The 21,319-nt window shown below is 39.4% G+C and carries 19 protein-coding genes and 2 pseudogenes; 6 read left to right on the top strand and 15 right to left on the bottom strand.

Translation table 11 applies throughout. From position 1 onward, the window contains the following. The first annotated feature begins 109 nt into the window (after positions 1 to 109). Together C9E88_RS06230 and csrA are read left to right on the top strand one after the other, a co-directional pair. Complete coding sequence (locus tag C9E88_RS06230; RefSeq protein WP_106986353.1) at positions 110 to 1,390, top strand: aspartate kinase; 1,281 nt, start codon at positions 110 to 112, stop codon at positions 1,388 to 1,390. A gap of 241 nt (positions 1,391 to 1,631) precedes the next feature. Further along, complete coding sequence (gene csrA / locus C9E88_RS06225) at positions 1,632 to 1,886, top strand: carbon storage regulator CsrA (RefSeq protein ID WP_004989721.1); 255 nt, start codon at positions 1,632 to 1,634, stop codon at positions 1,884 to 1,886. Between the two features lie 82 nt (positions 1,887 to 1,968). Here the strand turns inward: csrA and rnhB are convergent, their stop codons facing one another. Next, on the bottom strand, positions 1,969 to 2,547 hold the full coding sequence (rnhB, locus tag C9E88_RS06220) for a ribonuclease HII (RefSeq protein WP_106986352.1): 579 nt from the start codon (positions 2,545 to 2,547) through the stop codon (positions 1,969 to 1,971). A gap of 63 nt (positions 2,548 to 2,610) precedes the next feature. Continuing rightward, positions 2,611 to 3,000, bottom strand: a complete 390-nt coding sequence (locus tag C9E88_RS06215) for a hypothetical protein (protein WP_106986351.1) — start codon at positions 2,998 to 3,000, stop codon at positions 2,611 to 2,613. 218 nt (positions 3,001 to 3,218) lie between these two features. On the opposite strand from C9E88_RS06215, the gene C9E88_RS06210 reads away from it, so the two are divergent. After that, positions 3,219 to 3,773 carry a cytochrome b gene (locus C9E88_RS06210; protein ID WP_106986380.1) on the top strand — a complete coding sequence of 185 codons (555 nt, stop codon included), beginning with the start codon at positions 3,219 to 3,221 and terminating at the stop codon, positions 3,771 to 3,773. Positions 3,774 to 3,841: 68 nt separating this feature from the next. On the opposite strand, the gene C9E88_RS06205 is transcribed toward C9E88_RS06210, so the two are convergent. From C9E88_RS06205 to yaaA, 6 genes and pseudogenes are all read right to left on the bottom strand, one after another. Continuing rightward, entirely contained in the window at positions 3,842 to 4,198 is a 357-nt protein-coding gene (locus C9E88_RS06205) for a hypothetical protein (protein WP_130125662.1), read from the bottom strand. Between the two features lie 89 nt (positions 4,199 to 4,287). After that, positions 4,288 to 4,785: pseudogene (locus C9E88_RS06200) on the bottom strand (adenosine deaminase family protein); the annotation flags it as partial. Between the two features lie 46 nt (positions 4,786 to 4,831). Next, a protein-coding gene (locus tag C9E88_RS06195) for an IS3-like element ISAba14 family transposase (RefSeq protein WP_223155595.1) occupies positions 4,832 to 5,964 on the bottom strand; the annotation gives its coding sequence in 2 pieces (ribosomal slippage) (positions 4,832 to 5,712 and positions 5,712 to 5,964; 1,134 coding nt in all). 88 nt (positions 5,965 to 6,052) lie between these two features. Then, positions 6,053 to 6,574, bottom strand: a pseudogene (locus tag C9E88_RS06190) (adenosine deaminase family protein); the annotation flags it as partial. A 68-nt stretch (positions 6,575 to 6,642) separates the two neighbouring features. Then, positions 6,643 to 7,965, bottom strand: coding sequence for an NCS2 family permease (locus C9E88_RS06185; RefSeq protein ID WP_106986484.1), 1,323 nt, complete (start codon positions 7,963 to 7,965; stop codon positions 6,643 to 6,645). Positions 7,966 to 8,851: 886 nt separating this feature from the next. Then, positions 8,852 to 9,631, bottom strand: coding sequence for a peroxide stress protein YaaA (gene yaaA / locus C9E88_RS06180; RefSeq protein ID WP_106986483.1), 780 nt, complete (start codon positions 9,629 to 9,631; stop codon positions 8,852 to 8,854). A 124-nt stretch (positions 9,632 to 9,755) separates the two neighbouring features. Between yaaA and C9E88_RS06175 the strand changes: the two genes are divergently transcribed. Next, the gene (locus C9E88_RS06175; RefSeq protein ID WP_106986482.1) at positions 9,756 to 10,385 is read left to right on the top strand and encodes an alpha/beta hydrolase; all 630 of its coding nucleotides are present in this window, start codon (positions 9,756 to 9,758) and stop codon (positions 10,383 to 10,385) included. Between the two features lie 49 nt (positions 10,386 to 10,434). Here the strand turns inward: C9E88_RS06175 and C9E88_RS06170 are convergent, their stop codons facing one another. From C9E88_RS06170 to pheA, 5 genes are all read right to left on the bottom strand, one after another. Continuing rightward, complete coding sequence (locus tag C9E88_RS06170) at positions 10,435 to 10,890, bottom strand: hypothetical protein (protein WP_106986481.1); 456 nt, start codon at positions 10,888 to 10,890, stop codon at positions 10,435 to 10,437. Positions 10,891 to 11,078: 188 nt separating this feature from the next. Then, positions 11,079 to 11,447: a hypothetical protein gene (locus C9E88_RS06165; RefSeq protein WP_106986480.1), complete on the bottom strand. Its 369-nt coding sequence runs from the start codon at positions 11,445 to 11,447 to the stop codon at positions 11,079 to 11,081. Positions 11,448 to 11,558: 111 nt separating this feature from the next. Then, positions 11,559 to 13,808, bottom strand: coding sequence for a bifunctional prephenate dehydrogenase/3-phosphoshikimate 1-carboxyvinyltransferase (locus tag C9E88_RS06160; protein ID WP_106986479.1), 2,250 nt, complete (start codon positions 13,806 to 13,808; stop codon positions 11,559 to 11,561). Between the two features lie 3 nt (positions 13,809 to 13,811). Beyond that, the gene (hisC, locus tag C9E88_RS06155; RefSeq protein WP_106986478.1) at positions 13,812 to 14,903 is read right to left on the bottom strand and encodes a histidinol-phosphate transaminase; all 1,092 of its coding nucleotides are present in this window, start codon (positions 14,901 to 14,903) and stop codon (positions 13,812 to 13,814) included. Positions 14,904 to 14,972: 69 nt separating this feature from the next. Further along, positions 14,973 to 16,082: a prephenate dehydratase gene (gene pheA / locus C9E88_RS06150; RefSeq protein WP_106986477.1), complete on the bottom strand. Its 1,110-nt coding sequence runs from the start codon at positions 16,080 to 16,082 to the stop codon at positions 14,973 to 14,975. Between the two features lie 485 nt (positions 16,083 to 16,567). Here pheA and C9E88_RS06145 point away from each other — a divergent pair, with 485 nt between their 5' ends. Beyond that, the gene (locus C9E88_RS06145; protein ID WP_106986476.1) at positions 16,568 to 17,086 is read left to right on the top strand and encodes a DJ-1/PfpI family protein; all 519 of its coding nucleotides are present in this window, start codon (positions 16,568 to 16,570) and stop codon (positions 17,084 to 17,086) included. 50 nt (positions 17,087 to 17,136) lie between these two features. Here C9E88_RS06145 and C9E88_RS06140 read toward each other — a convergent pair whose 3' ends face one another. Further along, positions 17,137 to 18,285, bottom strand: coding sequence for an acyl-CoA dehydrogenase family protein (locus tag C9E88_RS06140; RefSeq protein ID WP_106986475.1), 1,149 nt, complete (start codon positions 18,283 to 18,285; stop codon positions 17,137 to 17,139). Between the two features lie 251 nt (positions 18,286 to 18,536). Then, positions 18,537 to 19,883 carry a dicarboxylate/amino acid:cation symporter gene (locus C9E88_RS06135; protein ID WP_106986474.1) on the bottom strand — a complete coding sequence of 449 codons (1,347 nt, stop codon included), beginning with the start codon at positions 19,881 to 19,883 and terminating at the stop codon, positions 18,537 to 18,539. Between the two features lie 402 nt (positions 19,884 to 20,285). Here C9E88_RS06135 and C9E88_RS06130 point away from each other — a divergent pair, with 402 nt between their 5' ends. Next, the gene (locus C9E88_RS06130) at positions 20,286 to 21,278 is read left to right on the top strand and encodes a glycosyl transferase family protein (protein WP_106986473.1); all 993 of its coding nucleotides are present in this window, start codon (positions 20,286 to 20,288) and stop codon (positions 21,276 to 21,278) included. Positions 21,279 to 21,319: the final 41 nt, after the last annotated feature.

The following is a 21,319-nucleotide window of genomic DNA, read 5'->3' as shown; positions in this document are numbered from 1 at the left end:
AAACAGTTATTTAAACATGCGTGGTATATTAAAGCCGCCCCGAAAGGACGGCTTTAAATATGTAAAAGTGCTTTAAGCCTTGCGGCTTATATACTTGGTAAGGATAGTTATGGCATTAATCGTTCAAAAATATGGTGGTACCTCAATGGGTACTCCTGAGCGCATTTTAAATGTTGCTCGTCGTGTAAAGCGTTGGCATGATCACGGTCACCAAGTTGTGGTGGTTGTTTCTGCAATGAGTGGCGAAACCAATCGCCTACTTGCTTTAGCGAAAGCCATTACCGAAACCCCTGATCCACGTGAATTAGACCAAATGGTGTCTACAGGTGAACAGGTAACGATTTCTATGTTAGCAATGGCGCTCAATTCTATTGGCGTTGCAGCAACATCACTAACAGGCCGTCAAGTCGGCATTAAGACTGACAGCGCTTTTACCAAGGCACGTATCGAATCGATTGACACTGATGTGTTAACTTCAAATTTAGATGCTGGTCGCGTAATTGTAGTTGCTGGTTTCCAAGGCTTTGATGCAAATGGCAACACAACAACACTTGGTCGTGGTGGCTCAGACACTTCAGGTGTAGCGATTGCCGCAGCACTTAAAGCAGACGAATGCCAAATCTACACAGATGTAGATGGCGTGTATACGACTGACCCTCGTGTTGCACCAAAAGCGAAAAAAGTTGACCGCATTTCATTTGAAGAAATGCTAGAAATGGCATCTCTTGGTTCTAAAGTTCTACAAATTCGTTCTGTAGAATTTGCAGGCAAATATCAAGTTCCGCTACGCGTATTATCAAGCTTTGATAATGATGATGACGGCGCATTTGATGAAGAGTTCAAAAAGAACGTTGGTACACTTATTACGACTGAATTGGAAGACAACATGGAACAACCAATTATCTCTGGTATCGCATTTAACCGTGACGAAGCTAAATTAACGATTTTAGGTGTTCCTGATGAACCAGGTATTGCGTCTAAAATCTTGAAGCCAATTGGCGATGCAAACATTGAAGTGGATATGATTATCCAAAATGTTGAAGAAGATGGTACAACTGACTTCACATTTACAGTTAACCGTGGCGAACTTGCGAAAGCGAAAAAAATTCTTGAAGAAACAGCTCAAGCAATTGGCGCTCGTGAAGTTGCAACACGTGATGACATCGTAAAAGTATCGATCGTTGGTGTTGGCATGCGTTCACATGCTGGCGTAGCAAGCAAAATGTTTACTGCCCTAGCTGACGAAGGCATCAACATCTTGATGATTTCTACTTCTGAAATCAAAATCTCTGTAATTATCGAAGAAAATTACTTAGAGCTTGCTGTACGCTCTCTTCATACTGCTTTCGGTTTAGACCGTGAACATGGTGAATCAAGCGCTCGTGCGTAATTAATGTGTCAAAAATTGTCATTGTTAGACAGTATTTGAAAAACATTACAAAAAATCAGGGCCACTATAGTTTTTCTTATAGTGGCTCTGTTATATTAACTGTGAGGATATTAAGAAAAGAATCAGAATAAAATTCGTAACAATGACGGTTACAACTTCTGATATATTTTCTTTGCTTTTTCAGGTTGTGTTTTTACATTCTAGATCAATTGCAGGTTTAGCGTTTTGCAAGGAGATAAACATGCTGATTCTGACTCGACGTGTCGGAGAAACATTGATGATTGGGGACCAAGTCAGTGTGACTGTACTTGGTGTTAAAGGCAATCAGGTGCGCATTGGCGTAAATGCTCCAAAAGAAGTTTCTGTTCATCGTGAAGAAATTTACCAACGAATTCAACATGAACGCGCTATGCACGAACACCTACAGCATCTCGATCAAGATTATCAACCTTCTTTTGAAGATGATAATTTTTCACAGAACAATTTTAATCGCTAAGATTAAAACTGGTTTGAATATAAAGCGGCTCTTGAGCCGCTTTAAATTTATCTATCCATTGTAATACCTTGAACCATAATACTTATTGGTTTTGCATTTGCTCTATGACCTTGCGCACTGGCCCAAAGCTACGACGATGCTCATCAATCACGCCATGTAAAGCAATCGCCTCAAAATGTGCCTTGGTTGGATAACCTTTATGTTTAGCAAAACCATACTGAGGATATTTGGCATCTAATGCCACCATGTCATGATCACGTGTTACTTTCGCCAAAATACTGGCTGCCGATATTTCAGCATGCAGTGCATCACCACCAACAATCGCATCACAGCTCATGGTTAAGCCCAGTGGCACTTTATTACCATCTACCAGCAAATGGTCAGGCTGAATCTCTAATTGCTCTACAGCACGTCGCATTGCAAGCAACGAAGCCTGTAAAATATTAATCTCATCAATTTCAGCTGCTGAAGCTTCAGCTATAGCCCAAGCCAAAGCCTTTTCTTTAATTTCCACAAAAAGCTTTTCACGCTTTTTTTCCGTCAGCTTTTTAGAGTCATTTAAACCTTCAATTGGGTTATTGGGATCTAGAATAACTGCAGCGGCCACCACCGAACCAACTAAAGGACCGCGACCTGCCTCATCTGCACCTGCAATACGCATATTTTTTCCTCAAATATAAAAAGCGGCCGAATTCGACCGCCTTTTGACACAATTTTATTGTGCTTAGTTTTTCAATACTTCAACAACACATGCATTTAATGTTGTTGTTACTAATTTATTCACCAATGTCGCTTGAGATGTTTTATCCATTGCTGCAACCACAAGATCAGTTGCAGTCACGCTTGTTGTTGCCTTCTCACCTACACAAGAACACACTTCTGTTTCCAACTCTTGCTTCTTGCTCTCGGTCAATAATTTAGAGCCTGTTTTCCAATAGGTGTTGTTGTTAATTTCAGCCACACATTTCGCTTGAACACCAACTTTTACCGCCATCATTGCTAAGCTATTACCCGTGCTTGCTGTGGTTGAGCCCGCGCCCGTTGTACCATCTACAGTCGCACATGCAGTTAAAGCAAAAGCGAGGGGAGCAAGTACAGCTAGTAATTTTTTCACTATTTATCCTTTGTTTTGGTGTAAAGATGCGCTATTTTGCCGAAATTTTCACAGTGAATAAACTGCTAATTATAAAATTTAATACAGATGCACAATTTATGTCATCCCACTCAGCGTTGCAGTATATCAACGCTGAGTTCTATCTAAACTATAGAGCGCATCAGCAAACTCGATTAGCATTTCTACTGACTCAACACACAACTGCCCAGCAACTCAATATGAATAAAAACATAGAATATTACACACGTACGGCTCAAGTCCTGCATTGGCTCATGGCCATTATTTTCATTGTCGCTTGGATTATTGGCTTCTATAGCGGCAACTTTTTAAGTTATGACAATGACGGAAGCTTTAAAGGCCAAGTCATTACCTTACATAAAAATATTGCGACTACACTGATCTTTTTAGTCGTTGTCCGTATATTTTGGCGTTATACCCATCCTGCACCAGCGCTACCAGATAGCATGTCAAACGGTATGAAAAAACTTGCTCACTTCGGGCATTTAGCTTTGTATTTCGTTTTGCTTGCATTACCAATTACAGGTTGTTTATTCAGTTGGAGTGCAGGCCATCCCGCACCAGTATTGTATTTATTTGAAATCCCTCGCCTTGTACAAGACAATCCCGCACTTTTAGCTGTGGTAAAACCTTTACATATTTATATTTCGTGGGCGGCAGGTTTGTTATTAGCAGGCCATATTTTAGCTGCACTCAAACACCACTTCATTGATAAAGACAATGTACTGAAGAGCATGATAAGACAAGGTAAATAAACGAGAAACTAAATAGTCGTTTCAAGCACTCTATAGTTTATAACTAAAAAATAACAGGCAAAGTGCTGTTATTTTTTAGTTTTAATCACACAACTTTTAATGCTATTGAGTGTTGCCTTACGAATGAGTTGATTTTTCGCCTCCTCACTCAACAAAGCCTGTGTAATTTCATTCACAGTCACGTCATTCAAAGCATTTTCCCCCACACACTGACATACCTCTGCTTCAAATTGCTTTTTATTATGATCAGTCATTAAAAATGTTGAAGCCTTCCAAACATTAGAGTCCTTTAATTCTGTTATACATTGACGCTCAATCACTGGCTTTAGCATTTTAACTGCCAGACTTTGCGATGCTGCTTGTACAGATGTCACACTAAAGAACATGCTCATCAAAAGCACCATCGACTTAAATTTTGTTTTCACTTGATACCCATTTCAAACTATAAATTGAATAAAACCATTAAGAAAAAGCATAAAAAGGCAGCCCAAGCTGCCTTTTTTGTGACCTAAAATTACACCAAAGATGTAATTTTAGAAATCCATTGTTGCTTTTCAGCATCTTCTATAAATGATGCTTCAAATGAGTTTATAGCCAATTGCTTCAACTCATCATTGCTTAAGTCTAATGCTTCTGCAATAGCAATAAAGTTATCATTCATATAACCACCGAAGTACGATGGATCATCTGAATTGACTGTGACATGCACACCCTGTTGTAGCAAACGACGAATATTATGCTCCGTCATATCTTGCACAACACAAAGCTTTAGATTTGATAAGGGACACACTGTTAACGGCATTTTTTCAGCAATTAAACGCTGCATTAACACTTCATCTTCTTCAGAACGTACACCGTGGTCGATTCGGTTTACTTTAAGTAAATCCAAAGCTTCCCAAACATATTCTGGCGGGCCTTCTTCACCTGCATGTGCCACAATCAAGAAACCATTTTCACGCGCTTTCGCAAATACACGTTCAAATTTAGCAGGTGGATGAGAGGTGGTCCCACTTGTTTGAACAACTAAAAGCGTATTTATAAGTGATATTCCGCTCTAGTTAAGCCACCTTGTTTTGTTGGGGTAGCTGATCATAGTAAAACTCATTTGGTGTCATTTTGTCTAGACTCGAATGAGGTCGTTTCAAATTATAAAACTCAAAATATGCACTTAATTGCTTTTTCGCATCTGTGACACTGCTATAAGCTTTGAGATACACCTCTTCATATTTAACGCTCCGCCATAATCGTTCAACCATCACATTATCTACCCATCGACCTTTACCATCCATACTGATTTGAATGCCATTTGATTTCAATACATCAATAAATGCATCACTGGTAAACTGGCTGCCTTGGTCTGTATTAAATATTTCAGGTCGACCATATTTTTCAATCGCTTCATTTAAAGCCGAAATACAAAAATCCACCTCCATACTAATCGATACTCTATGCGCAAGTACCTTGCGGCTATGCCAATCAATCACAGCACATAAATAAACAAAGCCTTTTGCCATAGGGATATACGTTATATCCGTAGACCACACTTGATTACTGCGCTGAATAGCCAATCCTTTGAGCAGATATGGATATTTACGGTGAGCTTGATTAGCCTGGCTTAAATTTGGTTTGCAATATAACGCCTGAATACCCATTTTCTTCATTAAAGTACGTGTATGACGTCGTCCTATATGATGTCCTTGACGATTCAACAAATCACGCATCATACGACTGCCTGCAAAAGGATATTGCATATGTAATTCATCAATACATCGCATCAGCTTCAGATCTGATGCACTCACAGGTTTTGGGCGATAGTAATAACAACCACGGGAGACTTTCAGCAGCTTAGCTTGCTTAGATACTGAAATCTGAAGTGAGTCGTCGATTAACTTTTGTGGTTGAAGCGGCCCAGTTTCTTCAACACACCTTCTAAAAAATCAATTTCTAATGCCTGCTCACCGATTTTTGCATGTAGTTTTTTTAGATCGATGGGTGGTTCTGTTGGAGCTTTTGATTGATCGAAAGCTTGCGAGGAAGCTGAGATCAATTGATTTTTCCAGTCAATAATTTGGTTTTGATGAACATCAAACTCAGCACTCAATTCAGCAAGTGTTTTTTCTGCTTTAATCGCAGCAAGTGCTACCTTAGCTTTAAAATCATTTGAATGATTTCTTCTTGGTCTACGTGCCATAAAATACTCCATATATTGATGTTTATAACATCATTTGAGGAGCAGAATATCACTTATAGGAGTTGTTCAAATTTACGGATCCATCTCTATGCCCTACTTCACTTGAGTCTAAACCTACGCCAATAATCTGGTCTTTATAAGGTAAGGCTTGTTCAAGTGTGGTAAATGCAGCTTCTTCGCTCAAATGACGCAAGAAACACATGATTAAGTGCGAACTAATGCCCAGCTTTGTTTTCGCATCATCACATGCACGTTGCAAACCATCGATAACCGTTTTAAAAGCTACACCACGATCTGTATGTGTTTGCGGATCGAAAAACATTTCTGTGTGTACAACATTGTCTTCAGCACATTTTTCAAAGTATGCCCAAGCCAAATCATAAAAATCTTGTTCATGTACAAGTACATTTGCACCAGCATAATAAATATCTAAAAAAGACTGTAAATTATGGAAGTTGTACGCTTGTTTAACTTCTTCTACAGATTTGTAGGGAATCTCAATCTGATTGCGCTGGGCAATCGCAAACATCAGTTCAGGCTCAAATGTGCCTTCGATATGAACATGTAATTCAGCTTTTGGTAAAGCACGGATGAGCTCAAGTCGATTCATACTTTATTCCTCTTTAAAAATAAAAAAGGGTGCAAACTGAGTTTACACCCTTATTTGTGCTCGGAGAATTAACCGCCAAACAACGCAAATTTTAATACCCAAAGCACAGCAATAATCCATACCATATACGGTACAGTAGATGCTTTGCCTGTACATAATTTGATTAATGCATAGCTAATAAAGCCCATTGCAATACCATCTGCAATTGAATACGTAAATGGCATAAATACAATAGTCAAGAAAGCTGGAACAGCTTCAGTAATGTCTTCCCAGTCAATATGCGTAATACCTTGAATCATCAGCACACCAACAAACAACAATGCCGGCGCTGTTGCAAAACCAGGTACTGACTGTGCAAGTGGTGCTAAGAACAAGCACGCAATAAAGAGCAAACCTACAACTACAGCTGTTAAACCAGTACGACCACCAGCAGCAACACCCGCAGATGATTCGATATATGGTGTTGTAGAAGATGTACCTAATGCAGCACCTGCAACAATTGCAGTTGAGTCAGCAAAAAGCGCTTTTTTTAAACGTGGTAACTTACCATCTTTCAGTAAACCTGCACGGTGTGAAACACCGACTAAAGTTCCTGTAGAGTCAAATAAATCAACCAAGAAAAATACAAAAATTACCCCGATTAAACTTGCCGTGAATAAGCCTTCAAAGCTCATTTGCATGAATGTTGGAGCAATTGATGGAATAGCACCCACCACACCTTGGAATTCATTATAGCCAAGTAAAGTTGCGATAGCGGTAATGGCAAGAATACTAATAATGATTGCGCCACGAACTTTAAAGTGATGTAAAATAACCACCATTAAAAAGCCAAGCAAAGCAAGCAATACAGACGGCTGCTTCAGATCACCCAATCCCACCAAAGTTGCTGGATTATCAACAATAATGCCTGCATTTTTGAGTGCAACAAGTGCCAAGAACAAACCAATACCACCACCGATTGCCAGCTTCAATGACATTGGAATGGCATTGACAATCGCTTCACGAATTTTAAACAAGCTAATCGCAATAAAGACAAAGCCTGAAATAAATACTGCACCCAAAGCCGTTTGCCACGGCACGCCCATGCCCAAACATACTGAGTATGTGAAGAAAGCGTTTAAGCCCATACCTGGTGCAAGAGCAATAGGATAATTTGCAATGATCCCCATTACCAAACAACCAATTGCTGCGGCTAAACACGTTGCAACGAAGACAGCCCCATGATCCATGCCTGTTTCAGACAAGATCATTGGGTTGACAATAATGATATAACACATCGTTAAAAACGTTGTTATACCTGCCAGCACTTCTGTACGAAAGCTGGTTTTATTTTCACTCAGCTTGAACATACGTTCTAGCACACTTTCGGAAGACGGATTAGGAGTCGTCATGACCTAGCCCCTATTAAGTAAACTTTATGCCTTAAGCATTCCACAAAGTTAAACACAGCACTGCATATGCTTAAATTTGTGTATGTCGAAGCACTACAATTCCAGCACTGTTCATTCAGAACAAAATATGCACAAACAATCAATAAGTTAAGCTTAACAAGCTCAATCATTATCAATCGTAAACAAAAAAGCTGCATAACAGTTATGCAGCTCTATTTACCTGAATTAAATCATAGGTTTATTTAACTATGAATATGATCTAACCCTATGCGAACAGAATTATAACACAGGGATTTTTTAATGTTTCTAAATTTTAAGTTTAATCGTTTTTTAATATATATAACATATTGGTTTTATTGAAGTCTTATAAAAAATTAAGAAAAAAATTATAAAAATAAATTTGAACTCAAAAGTCAGCACACGATTTTAAAGTTTGTTTTTTAGCCTTATTTAACGCTTGATGAAAAATTTTCTGAATTTTGCAGATGCTCTTCTCCAACCAGCTGATCTACATTTTGCTGTCGCTTGGCTTCTGCATCGTTATATACCAGCATGCATAGCCCACCAACAAGGCTCAAGAAAATTAAAATCACAAATGTCTTCATAACTAAAAATTATTGTTTTGCTAACTTTTGCTAATAATAACAAAATGAAATACAAAAATGTGACTCAATAGACATTATTTTATTTATTTGAATTAATATACATTTTTTTTGTAATTTTACGTAACTTCAATTTCTAGCAAGATCTTTATTTTTCAAGTTTTTAGCATAAGGAATATGACATAGTATCCATATACAAGAGCGACGAATGACATATTTAGTTCTACAAAAAAAAAGCAGACCCATGCAAATGATCTGCTTTCATCTCGTTTATTTAAACTGAATTAAGCGACTTGTTCATCTCTTTTGAATACTAATTCACTTGATGTCGAATTGGTTGCATCAAAATAATAACCATCACAATTAAATGAACGAATATCTTCAATTTTCTCAATTTTATTTTCAATTAAATAGCGTGCCATCAGGCCACGTGCTTTTTTAGCATAAAAGCTAATAATTTTATATTTGCCATTTTTTTGATCCAAAAACACTGGGCGTACAATTTGTGCTTGGATTTTGCTTTCTTTCACCGACTTATAGTATTCGTCTGACGCCAAATTCACTAGCAATTCACTCCCAGCCTCAGACAAGTCTTGGTTAATGAGCTGGGTAATAATATCACCCCAGAACTCATATAGATTATGTCCACGTGAGTTTTGTAGCTTAGTTCCCATTTCCAAACGGTACGGCATCATTAGATCCAAAGGACGCAATAAGCCATACAAACCTGATAGCATGCGCAAATGCTTCTGTGCATAGTTAATTTGTGCATCATCTAAATGATATGCATCTAATCCTGTATATACATCACCTTTAAATGCAAATAGCGCTTGACGAGCATTTGAAAAATTAAAATCTGACTGCCAATCCCTAAAGCGTTCTACATTTAAATTTGCAATTTTTTCACTCACACCCATCAAACTGGCTATTTCAGATGCTGACAGCCTACGACTTACGTCGATAAGCGCTTGTGAATGTTCTAGCAATCTTGGTAATGTGTGCTGATCTGTAGGTAATGCAGTTTCATAATCTAAAGTTTTAGCTGGGGAAATTAAAGCGAGCATAGATAACTTGATTAAAATTTAAGTAATCAAACTATAACAGTAGACTTATTTTATTTCCAATCTGTGTTTTTACTGAGCATTATCGGTAGAATACTGCATTCTCCTGCTATTTAATCTATTTGTTATGTCTGAACAAATTTTCCTTCAAGGCCAAGCTGGCCAAATTGAAGTTTTTGTAGATTATCCACAGGGTGAAGTGAAAGGATTCGCGGTAGTTACTCACCCCCATCCCCTACAAGGTGGAACACCACAGCATAAAGTCCCAACTTTACTTGCTCAAATGTTTTTAGAGCGCGGTTGTGTTGTGTATCGTCCTAGCTTTCGTGGTTCTGGCCAAAGTGCGGGCGTTCACGATGAAGGTAATGGCGAAACGAAAGACACCTTAGATGTCATTGCCTATGCACGTAGCCAACATGCAGACTTGCCTTTCTTTGCAGGCGGTTTTAGCTTTGGTGCACATGTCATGGCAAAATGTTATGCCATGCTTGCCACTGAGCTTCAGCCTGTACAAACCATCTTATGTGGTTTACCTACAGCAACTGTTGCTGGTGTACGTCCATATGTGACGCCACACATTAAAGGCGATATCCTCTTCATTCATGGCGAAGCAGATGATGTCACTTTATTGTCAGATATGATTCAATGGGCGAAACCACAACGTCATTTAATCACTGTGTTGCCTGGTGCAAACCACTTCTTCACAGGTTACTTAAAGCAATTGCGTATTGCGATGACACGCTTCCTCATTAACTAATATAAATAAGCCGTTTAAAAATAAAAAAGCCAGTCTCAAACTGGCTTTTTTATTTTATCTTTGATGAATCACACTGATTTTTCCAAAGCAATACATCATCAAGCTTAGGACCACCTAAAATCTCTTTCGACTTTAATACCAAATGCCCAAGCTCTGTACTACTGACTGCTAAAGTAACACCCAGCAATACATCTAAATCATAATATTCATCATAGTGAGCAATTTTAACGGCTTCATCATGTGCGATTTCAGTATAACTCAGCGCAGCATTGGCTTTATTAAAATACTCACCATCAACCAATGCATGTGTATTGTGGAGCACATCAATACGCTCAATTGGTGAACCACTTTGATTAATACAATAAAGTTCGCGCCCTTCGCTACTTGGTCTACAGCTGAGCCAAATATAGGGACGGTCATTTTCTTTTATGGCCCGACTCCATCGACCATAAGCTGAACCAGGATTCCATTCAAATTGCTCAGTGATACGTTTTAAATCAAACATCGACTTCCTCCAGACATGGATTGGACGGAATTTCACACATCTTAAAGTACCCAAACATTCCGTTCATGAACTTTCTAAAGTCCACTTTTCTTTATTCGTTTTCTCTTGAGTATCATCATATAACTTAGATTTCGGTCAGCATAGCATGAAGCGACATATACTGACGCGAAGAACCCCAAAATCAAAATTTAGCCTTTCCAGCTAAATTGACTGAATGCATCATCTTCTTTCAATGAGCTTTCAACAGCTTGTGCCAATTGATTAAGCAAACTTTGCTCAGTAATGCGCTCCAACCAATCTTGATCCTCATCAGGATAAGACGTAATTTCACAGACTAAATGACCTTCAGCATTATGCCCTTGGCAGGTTACAGAAAGTGGTAGCTCATGATTATCTACACTGACCGCAACACGGTCAGCGCCTTGAGGCAATACTTCAAAGCCATATTGCCCCAGCTTGCTTGCCAAAAGATCCGCGACGTGCTTTTGCGCCACAGTTGAATCTGCTTCCTTTGCTTGATGTTGCTCACAGTTGGCTGCAAATTGTAATTTTTTCATGATCAAACCCTAAAGGCATTTTTGTTGTATGGTTTTAGAATAAGCAATAAATGCAAAACAGCCAAGCTTTTGCTTGGCTGTTGTCTAACAAATAATCAGTTTTAACAATTTTTATTCTGTTACTTCAATTGCTAAGCCCGCTTTCGCTGTTAATTGTGTAAATGTAGGGAAACTGGTTGCAACTGTTTCAGTACCTACAATTTTAATTGCGCCCGAAGTTCGTAAGCCCGCAATTGAAAAACTCATTGCAATACGGTGATCGTGATGTGATTCAATTTCACCACCTGTGAAAATTGAGCCCCACTCACCTGACTTACCCTTACCTTCAATAATGATACCATCATCAGTCGGCGTACAATCAATACCCATGATCTTCAAACCATCTGCCATCACTTGAATACGGTCAGACTCTTTTACGCGAAGCTCAGCAGCACCAGTTAAAACTGTTTGACCTTCTGCACAAGCAGCCGCAATAAATAAAGCTGGGAATTCATCAATCGCCAACGGCACTTGATCTTCAGGCATGTGAATACCTTTGAGTGTACGCGTACCTTGAATACGAATATCAGCAATCGGCTCACCACCTGCAATTCGTTCATTTTCAACTGAAATATCCGCACCCATTTGCTTTAATATTTCAATCACGCCAGTACGTGTTGGGTTAATCCCAACCGCTTCAAGCGTAACATCCGCACCTTCTGTAATGGCAGCACCCACCATAAAGAAAGCTGCTGAAGATATATCTGAAGGCACTTGAATATTGGTACCCACAAGCTTACCACCGCCTTGTAGCGAAATACGGTTACCTTCTGTTTTTACATCATAACCAAATGCACGAAGCATACGCTCGGTATGGTCACGTGTTGGCTCAGGTTCAGTTACCGAAGTCTCACCCTCAGCCCAAAGTCCCGCAAGCAAAATACCTGATTTTACTTGGGCTGAAGCCATAGGCAAATCGTATTGAATGCCTTTTAAAGCTTGGCTACCAGAGATAGACACTGGTGGCGTACCACGCTCACCCGTCGTTTGAATTTGCGCGCCCATTTCACGTAAAGGCTTCGCAATACGCTCCATTGGTCGTTTAGACAATGACGCATCACCTGTCATCACCGAATCAAATGCTTGCGCAGATAACATGCCTGAGAGCAAACGCATCGATGTACCAGAGTTGCCCATATACAATGCACTTGCAGGTGCTTTTAAACCATGTATGCCCACACCATGAATCGTAACTTCACCATTTTTTGGGCCTTCAATACTCACTCCCATGTCACGGAATGCTTGTAAAGTTGCAAGTGCATCTTCACCTTCGAGAAAACCAGTCACATGTGTGGTGCCTTCAGCAATCGCACCAAACATGATTGAGCGGTGTGACACAGATTTATCCCCTGGCACTGTAAATTTACCTTGGAAATTCTTTTGGCCCGGTAAAATTGTAAATTGCTGTGTCGTCACTTTGTTTTTCTCCATCAAGGGTTTTTTAGCCAGCATGTGATTAAAGTGCTGTCGTGCTGCTTGCGCATGTCCGAGCAATCCCATCAATGCTTGCGAGTTTTCATCTTCAATCAACTTGCGCAAAGTCGTTAGCTGCTGTTCAAAGCCATCGACTGCATTTAAAATTGCCTTTTTATTGGCAAAAAAGATGTCATGCCACATTTGTGGATCGCTGGCAGCAATGCGTGAGAAGTCACGGAAGCCACCTGCTGCATAACGGAAAATATCTAAATTGTCTTCACGGTTGGCCAATTGCTCAACCAAATTGAATGCCATAAGATGCGGTAAATGACTGGTGTGAGCAAGCACCTCATCATGCTTGTCCACATCCATACAAATGACCTCAGCTTTGGCTGCTTGCCACAGTTGAATGAGTTTATCTACTGCCCAATCTGCGCTACTTGGCAAAGGTGTCAAAATAACCTTATGGTTAGCAAATAAATCGACTTTACCTGCGTGTACCCCTGTATGCTCTGCTCCAGCAATTGGATGGCCAGGTACAAAACCAGCAGGTAATTTCTCACCATAAACTGCTTTTGCTGCCTCTACCACATTGCCTTTGGTACTACCTACATCCGTAATAATGACATTTGCGCTTAAATACGGTTGAATAGTTTCTAATACCTTTTGTGTCGCACGTACAGGTAATGCCAAGACCACTAAATCTGCGCCTTTTACAGCATCAATCGGATTGGTATAACCCGCCTGAATCAGACCCAGCGCTTTCGCATCATCTAAAGTTTTTTGCGATCGCGTCGAAGCGACGATTTCCGTTGCTAATTTTTCAGCAATGATCACTCGAGCTAGACTTGAGCCAATTAGCCCAAGGCCAATAAATGCAACTTTTTCAAACAGTGGCGTTGCCATAATTTACGCTTTTGCCTCTAAACCCAGCACCTTAGCCAAAGCAGCTAAGAATTTTTCATTTTCTACTTCAGTACCAATTGATACACGAAGATGATTTGCAATTCCAACATGACGCACAATCACACCTTCTTTAAGTAAAGCTGCGAATGTTTGTGCAGGATCTGCATTTACATTGATTAATAAGAAGTTCGCACGCGAAGGTTCAAAACTTAACCCTAATGCCGTTACGCCAGCTTCTAACTGCGCCATACCCGCCTTGTTCACGACACGTGATTGCTCAATAAAAGCTTCATCTTTGAGCGCAGCAACTGCCGCCACCATTGCAAGGTGGTTCACGTTAAACGGCTGACGAATACGATTAAGGTAGTCGGTCACTTCAACAGAAGCTAAAGCAAAACCTACACGAAGTGCAGCTAAGCCATAGCACTTTGACATCGTGCGGCTAACAATTAGGTTTGAATACTGATCTAAGAACTTCAAGCTGTTAAAGTTTTCTGGGAAATATTCCACATAAGCTTCATCCAATACCACAATCACATTGCTTGGAATTTTTTGCATAAATGCATCAAATTCTGCTTCTTCAAACCAAGTCCCTGTTGGGTTGTTCGGATTTGCAATAAAAATTAATTTGGTATTGGCTTGAACCGCAGCAGCCATTGCATCTAAGTCATGTGAAAAACCTTTTGCAGGCACTTCAATGGCTTGTGCATTAATTGCTTGAGTCACCAAGCCATAGACAGCAAATGCATGCTGACTGTACACAACTGAATCCTTTTCAGATACAAAACTGCGTGCAAAAATCTCGAGTAGATCGTTTGAACCATTGCCTAATGTAATACGGTCATGTGCCACGCCAAATTGTGCCTGAATTTGGTCTTTTAAAATAAAACCACCACCATCTGGATAACGGCCAATTTCAGCTAATTCAGCAGCTACCGCTTCTTTTACTTTTGCAGAGCAACCCAATGGATTTTCATTAGAAGCCAATTTAACAATATCAGTAATCCCCAACTCACGCTCAAGCTCACTGATTGGTTTACCTGGTTGATAAGGCTTTAATTTTTCAATGCCTTCATTGGCTGGGACAAACGTCATTTTACACTTCCGATTATTTCAAGTAATAAAGGTGATGTGCATGCAAACACACACATCACAGTTGTGAACTTAGAGCACCGCAATTGGATATGAACCCAACACGCGAACTTCTTTAACTAAAGGTCGAATTTCTTCAATGGCCGCTTTCACATTGTCTTGCTCAACATGACCTTCAAGATCAATAAAGAACACATAGGCCCATTTTTCTGGCAATGCTGGACGCGTTTCAATACTTGTTAAGCTAATATTGTGTTTAGCAAATGGTGCTAAAATTTCTAACAATGCCCCAGCGCGGTCATGTGCAGAGACCAGTAATGACGTTTTATCATTACCTGACTGTGGCACTTTCTCGCGACCAATAACCAAGAAACGTGTCGTGTTTTCTGGGTTATCTTCAATATTGCTATGTAAAATTTCTAAGCCATAAATACTTGAGGCAACCTCAGATGCAATGGCTGCCGAATGCCATTCATTACGAATACGGCGCGCAGCTTCTGCATTTGAGCTTAATGCAACACGTTCAACACCAGGATAATGCGCATCTAACCAACCACGGCACTGCGCCAAAGTTTGTTGATGAGCATAAATTTGTTTGATGCTATCTTTACGTGTATTTTCAGAAATTAAGAACTGGTGATGAATTGGCAATTCAACCTCACCAATTACGTTCAGATGTGATGTCTTGAAACAATCTAGTGTGTGATTGACTACACCTTCAGATGAGTTTTCAACAGGCACTAAACCATAATGCGCACTGCCCGCTTCAACTTCACGGAATACTTCATCAATAGTCGGTAAAGGGCGAATGACAGCATCCTGACCGAAATGCTTTAAAACTGCCGAATGAGTATATGTACCCACAGGGCCTAAAAAAGCAATACTTTGTGGTGCTTCTAAAGCCAAGCATGCCGACATGATTTCACGGAACAAACGAGCCATGGTGACATCAGACAATGGGCCTTCATTGCGATCCATAACTTTACGTAAAACTTGCGCTTCACGCTCAGGACGGTAAAACAGAGGATCTTCTTCTGAAGCAAATTTTGCTTTTGCTACTGCCTCTGCCAATTTAGCTCGACGGTTAATCAATTGCTGAATTTGCATATCCACTGAATCAATATCTTCGCGGATTTGAGCTAGGTCAAGAGAAGCCTTCGTGTTTTGATCGTCGTTGATCATTGTTATATCGCCCTTCAAAAACATGGTTTGCAAACAAGTATAACAATAGTTAGCTTTCAAATGTTGCGCAATACGACTTTCATTGATTCAGCCTTAAAAACAGACAGTTGTTTAAACTATCCACATGATTTCTGCCTTTATGCTTTGCTTAAATTATCATCTTCTTGTGTCATTCAATCTTGTTTTGTATATATACAACCCTGTTATTAAGTTATGAAAACTACAGGAATTTTCATGATTCAACATCTAAGCTAAAAAGCCAACTCAACCACTTTATTCATAAAAAATAGTTCAGTTATTCCAATTAAAATTTCATAAAAGAAATACCTTTCACACAAACTAATGCCCGAGTGCTAGGTCTTAAAAAAACACGATTAGAGTACCGAGGCTTGGTTACCTTTTCATACTTTATTATGACAAATATCGCACTTTATAAATGCAGACACGGTGTAATATTTTTTAAAAGATTTCTTGAGTCTCCGACCATGCCAAAAAATATTGCTGTACTGGTGACCCATAATTTTGAAGACACACATTACGACGAAACCGTAGAAGCCTTTCGTGCTGCTCGACATTCGATTTTAAATATTGAAGCACAAGCTGGTAAAATCATTCATGGTCAACATTGCACCAGCGCCGTTACAATTGATCAAAGCATTGCAGAAGTTGACTTAAACAATTTTGATGCATTATTAATTCCCGGTGGCCATTCACATGACCTCCTCTCTCAAGATCTGCGCTATCTCGAATTTATTCAACATTTTGCCAATTCGCATAAATTAATTATGAGTATTTCAAATGCTCCACAACTGTTAATTCAAGCACGGGTTGTGGCAGGTCACTTAATGACAATTAACAAACCAAATGCATCGTCTTTAATAGATGCAGGTGCAGTCTATTATGATGTCAGTGTAGTAAATGATAATAACCTCTATATTTCTTCACCATCATCTACCGATTTACCTTATTTTATTCGTGAAAGTTTGATTGCCTTGAGCCAATAAAAAAGAACCCGAAGGTTCTTTTTTATGACTAAAACTCAATATATAACCATCTAAGCTTTACGGCCCAACATACTACGAACTACAATTTCTTTCATAATTTCGTTGGTTCCGCCATAAATGCGCTGGATGCGCGCATCAACGAAGAAACGTGAAATTGGATATTCAGTCATATAGCCATAGCCACCAAACAATTGTAGTAAATTGTCCGCGATTTTCATCTGCATATCCGTTGAAAAGCTCTTTAAGGCAGCTGCAGTTTCTACATCCAGTTTATTTTCCATGTAGAGCTCAACATTACGCTCATAAAATGCAATGGTTGCCAATTCATCAATTTTGGCTTGTGCCAATACAAAGCGAGTATTTTGGAACTGCCCCACCGCCTGACCAAAAGCTTGACGTTCTTGCACGTATTTTACTGTTACTTCAATCGAACCACGGATTGCACCTACAGCAGTCGCTGCAATTGCAGTACGTTCACGTGGAAGCTCTTGCATAAGATAAGCAAAGCCATGACCCGCTTGACCCAATAATTGCTCTTTTGGCACTTTTACATTGTCATAAAACAGCTCTGAGGTATCTTGTGAGTGCAGACCAATTTTGTCGAGGTTTGTGCCTTTCTTAAAACCGTCCAAGTGTGTATCCACCAACAGCAAAGACACGCCTTTAGCACGCGCTTGCGGATCAGTCTTAGCTGCCAACACCACTAAATCTGCATGCTGACCATTAGAAATAAAGGTTTTAGAACCATTTAATAGATAATGATCACCTTGTAAAATGGCGCTACTACGCATTGACTGTAAATCAGAACCTGCACCCGGCTCTGTCATACCAATCGCGCCCACAACTTCACCTGTTACCATTTTAGGTAACCAGTATTGTTTTTGTTCTTCTGAACCAATATGTAAAATATACGGTGCCGCAATTTCAGAGTGACACGAAATACCTGTAGATAGTGCGCTAAAACCTGCACGTGCAGACTCTTCGACCAGCATTAATGAATAATGTGTTGGAACACCATAACCACCATATTCTTCCGGCACATCTACGCACAGGAAACCGTTATCACCTAAAGCATTCCATACAGAGCGTGGCATAATGCCTTCGCGTTCCCATTGCTCATAATGCGGTGCAATCTGCTCTTGCATAAAACGACGAAAGTTATCTCTAAATAATTCTAAATCTGCATCATAAGCAAGCATTGAACAGTTCCTTTTCAGATTGTTGTTTTTGAATACTCCCATCCTAGAGGAGTTTTAGAGGCACGTCATGAAGGAAAACTTTTGCGTTCAAAATGTATATTTTTCCAATGGCCCACAGCTGAACACAACAAAAATGACTTGGCTGAATGCCATGACATGATGTCTTGCAAGAAGTTCTATATCACCCAATAAACAATAAAAAAGGAAGCCAAAGCTTCCTTTTCTAAACCCAACTTTAAACTTCTGCCGAATTAAGCATGTGCTTGGTCTTGCTCTTCAAGCATTTTGCGGTCAACTTCTTCTGGATTTGCCAAATAATAATTGAGGCTTTCAACATCCAATTGACCTACCCATTTTGCAACCACAATTGTTGCTAATGAGTTACCAACCAAGTTAGTTAATGCACGTGCTTCAGACATGAAACGGTCAATACCTAAAATCAATGCTAAACCAGCCACAGGAATATGGCCAACTGCTGATAAAGTTGCAGCCATAACAATAAAGCCAGAACCTGTAACCCCAGCCGCACCTTTAGATGAAATCAACAATACTGCAAGTAATGTAATTTCATGTGCCAAATCCAAATGGGTATTGGTTGCTTGGGCAATAAAGATTGCTGCCATAGTTAAGTAAATAGACGTACCATCCAAGTTAAATGAATAACCTGTTGGAATAACCAAACCTACAACTGACTTTTCACAACCTGCAATTTCGAGCTTTTTCAGCATACGTGGCAGTACAGATTCTGAAGAAGATGTACCCAGCACAATGAGTAGTTCCTCTCGAATCATACGAATCATTTTCAAAATACTGAAACCACAGAAGCGTGCAATTGCGCCCAGTACAATAAAAATAAACAGCAAACAGGTCACATAGAAACAAATGATTAATTGCGCCAATTGCGCTAACGAACCAATACCATATTTACCAATCGTAAATGCCATTGCACCAAATGCACCAATCGGTGCAAGCTTCATCACCATGTTTACAATATTAAAGAAAACATGTGAGAGTTGATCGATAAACTTCAATACAGGTTTACCTGCATCGCCAAGTTTATGCAGTGCAAAACCGAAGAGTAAAGCAAATAGTAATACTTGTAGAATCTCCCCTTCTGCAAATGCTCCAACAACTGTGTTAGGAATAATATGCATTAAGAAATCAACTGTGGACTGCGAAGCACCCGACTCAACATACTTTGAAATACCTGAAGTATCTAAAGTTGCTGGGTCGATATTCATGCCTACACCAGGTTTAGCAATGTTAATTACAAGTAAACCAATTACTAATGCAAATGTAGAAACAATTTCAAAATATAACAGCGCAATACCACCTGTTTTACCTACAGATTTCATGCTTTCCATGCCCGCAATACCACTCACGACGGTACAGAAAATAACTGGCGCAATAATCATTTTAATGAGCTTAATGAAAGCATCACCCAATGGTTTTAATTGCTCACCCAAACCAGGTACGCTTTGCTTAACACCATTTACAATTTCAGTTGAACTTGGTGAGAAATGCCCCACCAAAACACCTAAAAAAATAGCAACAATCACTTGAAAATAAAGTGATTTATAAATTGGTTTTTTGGTCATGATAATACTTCACTACATATTTCTCATGATAAGAAATATTCAGTTTTTGTTTATTTAACACAAATAAACAGTTGAAACCCTTTTGCCCAGACAAAAGAATACCTATGTATTTAGCATGCTAAATACAGAAAAATGTGTATACGTAATTTTAATAATTACTTCAGGACCTGATAAAAAATCAGAATGGATCAGGAGATGAGTAATACACTCGAATTGGTTTAAATTTTACCTGTTTTTTAGTTTTTTGTTTTCCCATAATTGTTAATTTAGGTTAAATAACAAACACAACCTCTTAGACTATAGTCTCATAAGTGCTAGTTTTAGCGCCAAAATCAAGCTGAAATCTCGCATGCATACACGTAAACTAGGATCAAATGTCATGCATAGCCTGAAAATATATTTATGAATACCAAACGAAATATTTATCAAGATTTTGAACATCCCTTTGCACAGTTTGTACGTATTATTGGTAAAGGCAAAAATGGCGCACGCTCATTAAACTATGATGAAGCCTATCAAGCTTTTAGCATGATTTTAAAAGATGAAGTCTTGGACGTGCAATTGGGTGCATTTCTCATGTTGTTACGTGTTAAAGAAGAATCTGTGGATGAACTTGCAGGCTTTGTACAAGCAACACGTGATCAGCTTAATTTTAAACCTCTAGCTGTAGATTTAGATTGGTCATCTTATGCAGGCAAGCGTAAACATTATCCTTGGTTTTTATTGGCAGCACTAACACTTGCGAAAAACGGCTATAAAATTGTCATGCATGGGGCTTCTGGCCACACGCTTAACCGTGTTTATACAGAGCAAGTTCTCGAATATTTAGGCTATCCAATCTGCCAAACAGATACTGAAGTTGAAACTGCACTGAAGCAAAGTAATTTTGCCTATTTACCTTTACATGCTATTTCACCAATTCTAAGTGACTTAATTGCACTGCGTAATGTGATGGGCTTACGCTCACCAATTCATACACTTGCGCGTTTAATTAATCCTTTTAATGCCAAAGCCACCTTGCAAGCGATTTTCCATCCTGCATATCGCAGTTCACACCAACAGTCTGCCTACCGCTTAGGTTATCAAAATAGTGCCGTTATTAAAGGAGAAGGTGGCGAGTTTGAACGCAATCCAGATGCTAAAACTTTAATTTGTGGCATCCAAAATGGCGAGCTATATGAACATGAGTTAGCAAAGCTCACAGACAACCGTAGTCCTATCGAAGAAGAACTCGACCTTGCGGTATTTAAAGCTGTTTGGGAAGGCCAACGCACACATGAGTACGGCGAAGTTGCCGTGATTGAAACCATGGGCATTGCTTTATATACCATGGGCGTTTGTGCAGACTACCCAACTGCAATGCAACATGCTCGTAAACTTTGGCAGGCACGTTAAATATTGCGGTGAATAACGCCATAAAAAAAAGGATGCTAAGC

The sequence above is a fragment of the Acinetobacter cumulans genome (genome assembly GCF_003024525.3).
GTDB lineage: Bacteria > Pseudomonadota > Gammaproteobacteria > Pseudomonadales > Moraxellaceae > Acinetobacter > Acinetobacter cumulans.
Note: the sequence above shows the minus strand (reverse complement) of the source record. Positions and strands in the feature narration are given on the sequence as shown.

Excerpts from the sequence above, each read along its gene's own strand:
- C9E88_RS06165 (WP_106986480.1), bottom strand. The coding sequence starts at position 11,447 with ATGAAAAAATTACAATTTGCAGCCAACTGTGAGCAACATCAAGCAAAG.
- C9E88_RS06160 (WP_106986479.1), bottom strand. The coding sequence starts at position 13,808 with ATGGCAACGCCACTGTTTGAAAAAGTTGCATTTATTGGCCTTGGGCTA.
- C9E88_RS06170 (WP_106986481.1), bottom strand. The coding sequence starts at position 10,890 with ATGTTTGATTTAAAACGTATCACTGAGCAATTTGAATGGAATCCTGGT.
- C9E88_RS06140 (WP_106986475.1), bottom strand. The coding sequence starts at position 18,285 with ATGCTTGCTTATGATGCAGATTTAGAATTATTTAGAGATAACTTTCGT.
- rnhB (WP_106986352.1), bottom strand. The coding sequence starts at position 2,547 with ATGCGTATTGCAGGTGCAGATGAGGCAGGTCGCGGTCCTTTAGTTGGT.
- hisC (WP_106986478.1), bottom strand. The coding sequence starts at position 14,903 with ATGACGTTTGTCCCAGCCAATGAAGGCATTGAAAAATTAAAGCCTTAT.
- C9E88_RS06210 (WP_106986380.1), top strand. The coding sequence starts at position 3,219 with ATGAATAAAAACATAGAATATTACACACGTACGGCTCAAGTCCTGCAT.
- C9E88_RS06185 (WP_106986484.1), bottom strand. The coding sequence starts at position 7,965 with ATGACGACTCCTAATCCGTCTTCCGAAAGTGTGCTAGAACGTATGTTC.
- C9E88_RS06230 (WP_106986353.1), top strand. The coding sequence starts at position 110 with ATGGCATTAATCGTTCAAAAATATGGTGGTACCTCAATGGGTACTCCT.
- C9E88_RS06130 (WP_106986473.1), top strand. The coding sequence starts at position 20,286 with ATGAATACCAAACGAAATATTTATCAAGATTTTGAACATCCCTTTGCA.
- C9E88_RS06145 (WP_106986476.1), top strand. The coding sequence starts at position 16,568 with ATGCCAAAAAATATTGCTGTACTGGTGACCCATAATTTTGAAGACACA.
- csrA (WP_004989721.1), top strand. The coding sequence starts at position 1,632 with ATGCTGATTCTGACTCGACGTGTCGGAGAAACATTGATGATTGGGGAC.
- C9E88_RS06175 (WP_106986482.1), top strand. The coding sequence starts at position 9,756 with ATGTCTGAACAAATTTTCCTTCAAGGCCAAGCTGGCCAAATTGAAGTT.
- pheA (WP_106986477.1), bottom strand. The coding sequence starts at position 16,082 with ATGATCAACGACGATCAAAACACGAAGGCTTCTCTTGACCTAGCTCAA.
- C9E88_RS06135 (WP_106986474.1), bottom strand. The coding sequence starts at position 19,883 with ATGACCAAAAAACCAATTTATAAATCACTTTATTTTCAAGTGATTGTT.
- yaaA (WP_106986483.1), bottom strand. The coding sequence starts at position 9,631 with ATGCTCGCTTTAATTTCCCCAGCTAAAACTTTAGATTATGAAACTGCA.